This window comes from Streptomyces sp. NPDC033165 (assembly GCF_055577965.1).
On sequence record NZ_JBVIPK010000026.1, the window covers coordinates 22,807 to 32,039 of the forward strand.

The 9,233-nt window shown below is 69.8% G+C and carries 7 protein-coding genes and 3 pseudogenes; 8 read left to right on the forward strand and 2 right to left on the reverse strand.

Annotation, left to right across the window (positions count from 1 at the left end):
- Nucleotides 1–118: 118 nt before the first annotated feature.
- The 4 genes from ACZ5WC_RS32500 to ACZ5WC_RS32515 all read left to right on the forward strand — a co-directional run bounded on the left by ACZ5WC_RS32500 (nucleotide 119) and on the right by ACZ5WC_RS32515 (nucleotide 3,898).
- Complete coding sequence (locus ACZ5WC_RS32500; RefSeq protein ID WP_468544193.1) at nucleotides 119–880, forward strand: hypothetical protein; 762 nt, start codon at nucleotides 119–121, stop codon at nucleotides 878–880.
- A 217-nt stretch (nucleotides 881–1,097) separates the two neighbouring features.
- Nucleotides 1,098–2,405 carry a serine/threonine-protein kinase gene (locus ACZ5WC_RS32505; protein WP_468544194.1) on the forward strand — a complete coding sequence of 436 codons (1,308 nt, stop codon included), beginning with the start codon at nucleotides 1,098–1,100 and terminating at the stop codon, nucleotides 2,403–2,405.
- On the forward strand, nucleotides 2,392–2,790 hold the full coding sequence (locus ACZ5WC_RS32510) for an effector-associated constant component EACC1 (RefSeq protein WP_468544195.1): 399 nt from the start codon (nucleotides 2,392–2,394) through the stop codon (nucleotides 2,788–2,790). The genes ACZ5WC_RS32505 and ACZ5WC_RS32510 overlap by 14 nt, the downstream gene beginning before the upstream one ends.
- Nucleotides 2,774–3,898 (forward strand): caspase, EACC1-associated type, encoded by a 1,125-nt coding sequence (locus ACZ5WC_RS32515; RefSeq protein WP_468544196.1) that lies wholly within the window; start codon nucleotides 2,774–2,776, stop codon nucleotides 3,896–3,898. The genes ACZ5WC_RS32510 and ACZ5WC_RS32515 overlap by 17 nt, the downstream gene beginning before the upstream one ends.
- 43 nt (nucleotides 3,899–3,941) lie before the next feature.
- On the opposite strand, the pseudogene ACZ5WC_RS32520 reads toward ACZ5WC_RS32515, so the two are convergent.
- Nucleotides 3,942–4,484 (reverse strand): annotated as a pseudogene (locus tag ACZ5WC_RS32520) (TIGR03842 family LLM class F420-dependent oxidoreductase); the annotation flags it as partial.
- Between the two features lie 84 nt (nucleotides 4,485–4,568).
- Between ACZ5WC_RS32520 and ACZ5WC_RS32525 the strand changes: the two are divergent.
- Nucleotides 4,569–4,871: pseudogene (locus tag ACZ5WC_RS32525) on the forward strand (hypothetical protein); the annotation flags it as partial.
- Nucleotides 4,872–4,887: 16 nt separating this feature from the next.
- Here the strand turns inward: ACZ5WC_RS32525 and ACZ5WC_RS32530 are convergent.
- A complete protein-coding gene (locus ACZ5WC_RS32530; protein ID WP_468544197.1) occupies nucleotides 4,888–5,349 on the reverse strand; it encodes a hypothetical protein in 462 nt (153 codons plus the stop codon).
- A 466-nt stretch (nucleotides 5,350–5,815) separates the two neighbouring features.
- On the opposite strand from ACZ5WC_RS32530, the gene ACZ5WC_RS32535 reads away from it, so the two are divergent.
- The 3 genes and pseudogenes from ACZ5WC_RS32535 to ACZ5WC_RS32545 all read left to right on the forward strand — a co-directional run.
- Nucleotides 5,816–6,775 (forward strand): zinc metalloprotease, encoded by a 960-nt coding sequence (locus ACZ5WC_RS32535; protein WP_468544198.1) that lies wholly within the window; start codon nucleotides 5,816–5,818, stop codon nucleotides 6,773–6,775.
- Nucleotides 6,776–6,918: 143 nt separating this feature from the next.
- On the forward strand, nucleotides 6,919–8,442 hold the full coding sequence (locus ACZ5WC_RS32540) for a serine/threonine-protein kinase (protein ID WP_468544199.1): 1,524 nt from the start codon (nucleotides 6,919–6,921) through the stop codon (nucleotides 8,440–8,442).
- A gap of 94 nt (nucleotides 8,443–8,536) precedes the next feature.
- Nucleotides 8,537–9,140, forward strand: a pseudogene (locus ACZ5WC_RS32545) (transposase); the annotation flags it as partial.
- Between the last annotated feature and the right edge of the window lie 93 nt (nucleotides 9,141–9,233).

Genomic DNA, 9,233 nt, shown 5'->3' on the forward strand with positions numbered 1-9,233 from the left:
CTTTACTCCTGACGCTCCGTATGCGCGCCGGGCGGCGCCCCCACGGTCGGCGTACGCTCGAATGTGCCGGTTCTCATGGAGCGCACCCCCCTGACCGGCGCGTTTTCGAGGAGGCGACGTGAGCGGACACCGCTGGGCCGCACGTGCGGCGGCAGGAACGGCGGCCGTAGCCCTCATCCTGACGAGTGGTGCGGTCGCGCAGGCCGATGACGACATCGACTCGCTCAGCGCCGAGGAGATCGTCGACCGCTCGCGCGACGCCCTGCTCGGCGTCTCGTCCCTGCATCTGAGCGCACGCGGCACCCTCGACGGCAGCGGCTCGGATGTGAGCCTCGACCTCACGCTCGACCGCGAGGGCAACTGTGCGGGCGGGGTCGACATGGGCGACGAGGGGTCGGTGGAGATCGTCAAGCGCGGCAACGACGTCTGGCTGAAACCGGACGCCGCCTTCTGGAAGACCCATGTGCCCATCGGCGGCTCAGCCTTCGACGCGATCCTCGACGGCCGCTACATGAAGGCCGAGGCCGACCATCCGCGACTGCTCACGGTGACCGAGGTCTGCGATCTCGACACCTTCCGCGGACTGATCGAGGACAACGCCGATGCGGCGGACCGGGGCACGCTGACGAAGGGCGAGAAGACCGAGGTGAACGGCGCGCCCGCGGTTCCGGTGACCCGGACCGAGGGCCGCGAGCGGGTGACGGCCTACGTGTCAGCCGAGGGCGAGCCGTACCCGGTGCGGATCACCGTGCGGGACGCCTCCGAGGAGGGGACCGTGAACTTCTCCGGCTTCAACAGGCCAGTGCCCACGGCCACTCCGTCGGCGGACGAGACGGTGGATGTCACGGCGCTGCTGGGCCGCAGCATCAAACCGGTGTGAGCGTCAAGTCGAGTTCGGTGCATGCCCGGTGAGAGCCGACCCGGTGAACGCCTGCCGACCCGGTGAGCGCTGAGGGGCACACGTCCGCCGGTCCGGCGAGCGCCGACCGAGCAACTGCCCACCGGTCCGGCCGACATGCCGGGTGCCCGGATCCGGTTGCCCTGCTCCCCGTTGCTGGGACAGGATCGTCCGGGGGGCCATCACGGGGGGGGTGCACGTGTCGGGCAGGGAAGTGATCGGCGGGCGCTATCGCCTGCGGCGGCTGATCGGCGCGGGAGGCATGGGTGTGGTCCACGAGGCCAAGGACCTGGTGCTCGACCGCAGGGTCGCCGTGAAGATCCTCTCCGTGGCGGCCTCGTCGACGGACACCGAGCGGCTGTCCGAGCGGTTCCACCGGGAGGCCCGGGCCCTGGCACGGATCGCCGGCGACGGCACACCGGCGCTGTACGACATCGGCATACTCGACGGCTCTCCGTACCTCGTGATGGAGTATCTCGACGGCGTCGACCTGCAGACACTGGTGGCCCAGCGGGCGCGATTGCCGGACGCGGCCGCCGTCGGCATCGGGATCGGGGTCTGTGCCTGTCTGGCGGCCGCCCACGAAGCGGGTGTGCTGCATCGAGATGTCAAGCCGTCGAATGTACGGATCACTTCCCAGGGACGGGTCGTCCTGCAGGACTTCGGACTGGTCCGCCTGACCGAGGACTCAGTGATCACCAAGGTGGGCGCGCTGGTCGGCACCCCCCGGTACATGGCTCCGGAGATCATGCGGGGCGAGCGGCCCGGACCGACGAGCGACCTCTACGGCCTGGGCATGTGCATGTATCTGATGCTCACGGGTGAGCCCCCGCTCGCGGAGGTCGACGACGTCGGGGCCGTCGTGGAACGTGCTGTCGACGAGGGCGCGCCCCGGCTGGCCCGGAGCCGTCACCGTATTCCGCCGCAGCTGGCGGAGTTCGTTGATTCACTCTCCGCCCGGGAACCGTTCGAGCGGCCGCAGAGTGCTGCCGCGGCGCTCACCGACCTGCTCGCGCTGCGGACGGAGCCGGACACCGCCCGGCTCCTCGGTGAGCTGGTGCGGCGGTCCGTCCGCGAGGACGCCGTCCGACAGGTTCACCGCCCTCCCGAGGCCGAGACCTCGTATCCGGAGTATCTGGACGCCGCCCTCCCCCAGGGCCCCGTGGTGGAACTACGGCCCGATCGCGTACTGCCGCTGTCCCTCAGCGAGGTGACCCGTCAGACCGTCCTGGGCAGCATGACGGCGGAGAACGCGCTGTCGCGCCAGCGGGAGGCCGTCAATCTCGTTCTGCGGGGAGAGCTGCAGGAAGCCGCTCACATGCTCGCCTCCGTGGTGCAGGTCTGCACGAGGACACTCGGCGCCTCCCACCCCACGACGCTCACCTCCCAGTACTGGCAGGCCGTGTGCCTGGCGAGACTCGGTGCCCGCGAGGTGGCGCTCGCACTGTTCTCGGGGGTCGGGGCCCGGGCGGAACGGAGAAAGGACCCATCAAATGACCAAGGTTGAGGTACGCGTCGTCGGGAACGACCACGCCGAGGGCGGCGAGGCGGATCTCCGCTCGCTGCTGCGCTGGGTGGATGCCGAGGACTCGCTGCGGCACGAGGTGAGAGGCAGGCTCGCGAGCGGCACGACGGCACCGCCCGGCTCCATGGGTACGGGGTTCGATGTCCTGGAACTCCTCATCGGCTCGGGGCTGTCCACCGGAGCCCTGGTCGTGTCTGTGGCCCAGTGGCGCGAATCGCGACGCAACCGGCCCGCGATCACCCTGCGGAGGGGAGCGGTCGAGGTGGAGATCCCGGCGAACGGTGTTTCGGCCGACATGGTGGAGCGCATCGTCACGCTGCTCGACCGGGAAGCGGACGGCAACTCCGACGATGACCAGGCTTCCTGACCCGGCCGCGTCCCGGGCCGTGCTCATCGGCACGCACTCCTACCGGAGCCTCGAACAACTGCCTGCGGTCCAGGCCAACTTGCGCGACCTGTCCGAAGCGTTGCGGGACGCGATGCTCTGGGGTCTCCCCGAACCGCACTGCACGGTCGTGCTGGATCCCGAGGACGGTTCGGCCATGCTCGATCCGGTGCACAGCGCGGCGGAGGAGGCCACCGACACCCTCTTCGTGTACTACGCGGGGCACGGGTTGCGCGACGCGGACACCGCGGACCTCTATCTGGCCCTGACGGGGTCGCGCGAGAACACCGGTTACACGGCGGTGGCCTTCGAGCATCTGCGGGCCGCCATCCGTTCGTCCAGGGCCAGGCGCCGGGTGATCGTGCTGGACTGCTGCTTCAGCGGGCGGGCCGCCCGCACCCTCGCGGGCGACGCGGACACGCTGGCCGGCCGGGTGGCGGTCGACGGGGCCTACGTACTGACGGCCTCCCCGAAGGACAGACTCGCCCTGGCCCCGGAGGGCGAGGTCCACACCGCTTTCACGGGCGAGCTGCTCCATCTGATGCGGACGGGGGTGGCCGACGGGCAGGAACTCATCGATCTCAACACCATCTACCGGGTGCTGGACGAGCGGTTGCGGGCGAAGAACCGGCCGAAACCGCAGCGTTCGCAGGAGAACGACATCGGGCGCCTCCCCCTGATCCGCAACCGCGCACGCGCCGAGCGCCATGTCCCGGCGGGCCCGGTCGTGGACGCCGACGTCCGCGCGGCGCTGGTCGCCGCCGGACTGAACCTGGCGCGTCTGCTGCGCACCGAGGGACGCAACCGCGACGCCCTGCCCATCCTCCGGCTGGCCCTGGGCGAACAGTCCCCGGGCGGGGAGAGCCACGCCTTCGCCGTACAGCTCGAACTGGCCGAGGCCCTGGCCGACGCGGGTCAGCTCAGGGAGGCGATCGAGGTCCTGGAACAGGCGTTCCACCAGACGCACAAGACACGCGGCCCGGAAGCCGTGCTGGTCTGCCGCAGGCTCGCCGGTCTGCTCCAGGAGTCCGGCAACCACCTCCAGGCGTGCGAGGTGCTCGAACACGCCCTGGACCTCGCCCAGGGCTGACGCCTCCGCCCGCCCGGCTCCGGCAGGCTCTCCTCCGGGGGCGTCAGCCGGTCAGGGCGGGGATGATCGCGGAGCCGTACGCGTCGATCGTCGCCTCCCGGGCATCGTGCATGCTGTAGACGGCGAACTGGTCGACGCCCAGGTCCCTCAGGTGGCGCAGCTTCTCGATGTGCGCCTCGGCGGGACCCAGCAGGCAGAACCGGTCCACGATCTCGTCAGGCACGAAGGCGGTGTCCGGGTTGCCGGAGCGCCCGTGGTGGCTGTAGTCGTAACCGTGCCGGTCCTTGATGTACGCGGTCAGCGCCTCGGGCACAAGACCCGAGTGCTCGCCGTAGCGGGCGACCAGGTCCGCGACGTGGTTGCCGACCATCCCGCCGAACCACCGGCACTGCTCCCGGGCGTGGGCGAGGTCGTCGCCGACGTACGCGGGCGCGGCGACGCAGATGGTGACGGCGTCGGGGTCCCGTCCGGCGTCGGCCGCCGCGTCCCGTACCGCCTTGATCATCCACTCGGTGAGGAAGGGGTCCGCGAGCTGGAGGATGAAGCCGTCGGCCTTCTGCCCGGCCAGGGCGAGGGCCCTGGGGCCCGTACGCCGCCTCCCCGCGGGCCCTCACGCCGCCTCCCCGCCGACGCGGGGGTGTTCCGTACCCGAACGGCGGGTTCGACACGCATCCGGCGACGGCACAAACTCCGGCTGAAGGCCGCCCTCCTCGGACGCTCCAGGGGCGGGCAGACCAGCAAGATCCATGTCGCCGGCGACCGGAAGAAGAAGGGCAGTGGGGACGGCCGGCCCGTCGGCCACGACGCCGACCCCTACAAGGAGCGGAACACCGTCGAGCCGCTGATCAACAAACTCAAGGCATGGCGAGGCATCGCCACCCGATACGACAAGACCCCCGACAGCTACCTCGCCGGCCTCCACCTGCGCGCCTCGGTAATCTGGCTCAGGGACCTCACCCGGACCGCCCATTGATCACAATCGACGCGCCCTAGCCGTGAGGGTTGAGCGCCCAGAAGCGGACAGTGTCGCTGCGACGGTCAAACCACAGTTGGGTGAAGTAGCCGCTGCCGTCGCGCTCGAGCTCGTGCGACCGGACCCACTGGGGGTTCTCCGGCCCCTCGCCCTTGAGCGGCTCCTCGAACCACGAGAAGTCATCGGGCGGCCCCTCGGAGACGAAGGCGTGGGCCGCCGTCAGCTCGGCAAGTTTCCCCGGTGTCAGCCGCGCGAAGCCCGAGATCACCAGCTCCGGCGACGGTATGTCCCGATCGTTGTCCCGGCTGCTCACCCACTTGGCGTCGGTGAGCGGGCCCAGCAGCGGGAACGCCCGCTGCAGCGGTGTGGTGTCGGTGTGCCAGTCCCCCTTGGCCCTGTTCGCCACCTGACGCAGGGTCCACCAGGCGGGTAGGACCGCCAGCCCTGCCCCGATCCCGATCAGCTTCCGTCGCTCCAACGAGATTCCCCCATGCCTGACTTCGGGGGCACCCTATCTGGCTCAAGCACCTCACCCGGACCACCTATTGATCACAACCAGATACGCGCCCCAACCGCGAACCGACCAACTGGCAGATCCGCCAATCAATTTTGGCCATGATCGCGCCTGTTACCGAGAGATCACGCCACCGGGCGAGTGGTGTCCGTTCGCGGTGCCAATGCGGACACACCACCCGCCCTGGCTGCCTCATATGTTTCAGCCATCTTTCAAACACTGATTGATGCCTCAAATTTTCTCCCCGTTGGCCCGATTCACCTCACGTTTGATTGGGCCTGATCGTTCCTCCCTCACATCTGACATGGCCACGTAATCTCGCCGCGGCGGTGAGGAAATCCCTCCCCGACCGCATCCGTGAGGAGTCACCATGCGCCACCTTGCCCGTATATCTCCACGTCTGGGTAGACGCTTGTTCGGCACGGCAATCATGGCTGGAACCCTGGCACTTGCCGCCCCGCTGTCCGCCCCCACGGGACACGCGAGCGCCGCACCCGCCAGCAGCGCCGTCCACGCCGATGACGAGTGTGACGACGAGGGTGTCTCCTCCGCCCGTAAGGCCAGGCCCGGTCACGACGACCACGTTGACCACGCGAACGAGCCCAACGACATCACCGCGGCCAAGGCCGAGGCGATGAACGCCGATCTCAAGAAGAAGCTCGACAAGGCGCGTTCGAGCAACCGAGGGTTCGATGTCTCCGCCGCCACGACCGTCACGATCCCCGTCTACTTCCATGTGATCCACGACGGCACCAAGGGCAAGCTCACCGCGACGGACATCAGCAAGCAGATAGCCGTTCTGAACGAGGGCTTCGGCGGACAGGGCGAGGGCAACGCCGACTCCGGCTTCCAGTTCACGCTGCAGGAGACCACCTACACGGACAACGCCTCCTGGTACAACGGCCTCTCGCACGGCTCCACCGCCGAGAAGCAGATGAAGTCCACGCTCCGCCAGGGCGGCCCGGACGCGCTCAACTTCTACACCGCCGACCTCGGCGGCGGCCTGCTCGGCTGGGCCACCTTCCCCACCTCGTACAAGTCCAGCCCGGAGATGGACGGCGTGGTCGTCCTGGACACCTCGCTGCCCGGCGGCACCGCGGGCAACTACAACGAGGGCGACACCGCCACCCACGAGGTGGGCCACTGGATGGGCCTGTACCACACCTTCCAGGGCGGCTGTAACGGCAAGGGCGACTACGTCGACGACACGGCGGCCGAGAAGAGCCCCGCGTACGAGTGCCCCGAGGGCCGCGACAGCTGCACCCGCAAGGCGGGCGTCGACCCGATCCACAACTTCATGGACTACACGTACGACGCGTGCATGTACCAGTTCACCGCGGGCCAGGCCCAGCGGATGCAGGACCACTGGACGGCCTACCGCGCGAGCTGACGCGCGGCCCCCGGCCATGGCCCTCTACCCTGCCTGGAGTACACGGCAGGGTAGAGGGATTCGGGGGATCGGGGAACGCGAGCACACCCGGCGAGATCATCGACGGGCGGTTCGAGTTGCTGCGGCGGCTCGGCAGCGGTGGCATGGGCACGGTGTGGCGGGCTCGCGACACCGTGCTGCACCACGAGGTGGCCCTGAAGGAAGTCCGGCCCCCTGAACCGGCGTTGACGGCCGACGCGCGCGCCCAACTCGGGGAGCGGGTGCTGCGCGAGGCCAGATCGCTGGCCCGACTGAACCATCCCCATGTGGTGACGATCCATCACATCGTCGAAGCGGGCGAGGAGGTTGAGCACCCGTGGCTGGTGATGGAGCTCCTGCCCGGCCACAACCTCCAGGACCGGCTCGGCCAAGGTCCGCTGCCTCCAGCGGAGGCGGCCAAGATGGGCCGCCAGGTGCTGGCCGCGCTCCGCGCCGCGCACGCGGCGGGCATCCACCACCGCGACGTCAAGCCCGCCAACATCATGCTCCGCGAAGACGGTTCGGCCGTCCTCACCGACTTCGGCATCGCTGCCCTCCAGGGCGCCACCTCGCTCACCGCGACCGGCGATCTGATCGGCTCGCCCGAGTACATCGCCCCTGAGCGCATCCGTGGCGTCGACACCGACCCGGCCTCCGACCTCTGGTCGCTCGGCCTCGTGCTGTACGTGGCCGTGGAGGGCGTCAGCCCGCTGCGCCGCGCCACCACGCTCGCCACGCTCGCGGCGGTCCTGGATGACCCGGTGCCGCCGCCGGTACGTTCCGGGCCGCTGGCCCCCGTGTTGAGTGCCCTGCTGGTACGGGACCCGGCGGCGCGGCCCGACGCCGAGCGCCTGGACGCGATGCTGGCGGAGGTCGAGTCGGGTAGGCAGGCGCCGTGGGCGCAGCCGACCCAGACCGCGTACGTTCCCCCGCTGCCACCGCCCCCGACCCAGCTGGACAGCCCGCGCCCCACCGCCTCCGGGGCCCCGACGCCCCGGCCGACCGCGCCCCGTCCGCACCCCGGGACCCGTAGCCGTAGCCGTACGCCCGTGATCGTCTCGGTGATCGCGGCGGCCGTCGCCGTGGTGGCCGCCACGGCGGTGGTGTTCGCACTGCGCGGGGACACCGATGACCAGGCGGGGGGCGACAAGGGTGGCAACCGGACCAGCTCACCCACGACCCCGACAAGGGAGCCCACCACCCCCACACCGACGGCCACTCAGGAGCCCACCCCGGAACCCACCAAGGCCCCGGACCCAGACCCAGACCCGGGCCCGGACCCGGACCCGACCACCCAAGCACCCCCACCCGCCGACGAGGTGGCCGACACCTGGGTCGCCCAACTCGCCTCGGTTGACCAGAGCAAGGGCCCCAGCGCCCGCGAAAAGGCCATCACGGCACTGCGGGCCAAGGGCATCAACGACGTGCGGTATATCGACAGCGGCGACTACGCCTCACTGCGGCCGGGCTACTGGATGATCTACCGCCCCGGTTTCCGCGATGGGAACGCCGCGATCGACTGGTGCCGCGGCCAGGGCCTCGGCACCAACAACCAGTGCGTCGGCCGGTACGTCAGCCACAGCGCCGCCGACCGCCAGTACGTCTGCGCCCCCGCATCCCCGGTAGCCAGGGGCTGCACCCGCACATAGCGCCTGAGCCCCTAGCCAGCTAGGGGGTATCGAGTCGTGATCAATCTGCGGAATGTGCCTGCGTGGCACGGTCTGGTCCGGTAGACCTTCGTACGTGACGCGAGTGCAACTGAGCGTCTTGGAGTGGGAGTTCATCGAGCCGTACCTGCCGATCGGCGAGTACGGCCCGTACCCCGAGCGGCTGAGACAGCAGTTCGAGGGCGTGATGTGGCGGTTCAAGACGGGCGGCCAGTGGCGGGAGATGCCGACCGAGTTCGGTGCATGGCCGACCGTCCACAACCGCTTCCGGCAGTGGCGCGACGCCGGGGTCTTCGAGGCCTGCTGGAGGGCCTGATCGCGGAAGCCGCGAAGCGCGGTGAGGTGGACCTGTCCCTGGTCAGCATCGACTCCCCCACCGCCCGTGCCCACCATGACGCGGCCGGGATGCACCTCGACGAGGAGGTCGTCATCGCCCTGGAGAAAGCCGCCGCTGAGGGGGAGAAGGCCAGGTCAAAGGGGGCGGCCTCGAAGAACAAAGAGGGCATGAGGCCGAAAGCGATCCCGCGCGGGAAGAACGACGACGCGTCCGGCGTCGGCACAAACTCCGGCTGAAGGCCGCCCTCCTTGGACGTTCCAGGGGCGGGCAGACCGGCAAGGTCCACCCCCGGCCCGACGCAGTCGCCGGGGACAAGGCGTACTCGTCCTGCGGCAACCGTGCCGCCGAGTAGCCGGGGGGAATCTCACCCCCCGGCCCTCACAGAACCGTGCGTAACAGTCTCCCGTTACACGGCTCTTGTCGTCCTGGTCATCAG

Bases quoted from the DNA above. Each gene is read 5' to 3' on its own strand.
- ACZ5WC_RS32510 (WP_468544195.1), top strand. From the start codon at position 2,392: ATGACCAAGGTTGAGGTACGCGTCGTCGGGAACGACCACGCCGAGGGC.
- ACZ5WC_RS32515 (WP_468544196.1), top strand. From the start codon at position 2,774: ATGACCAGGCTTCCTGACCCGGCCGCGTCCCGGGCCGTGCTCATCGGC.
- ACZ5WC_RS32535 (WP_468544198.1), top strand. From the start codon at position 5,816: ATGGCTGGAACCCTGGCACTTGCCGCCCCGCTGTCCGCCCCCACGGGA.
- ACZ5WC_RS32540 (WP_468544199.1), top strand. From the start codon at position 6,919: ATGGGCACGGTGTGGCGGGCTCGCGACACCGTGCTGCACCACGAGGTG.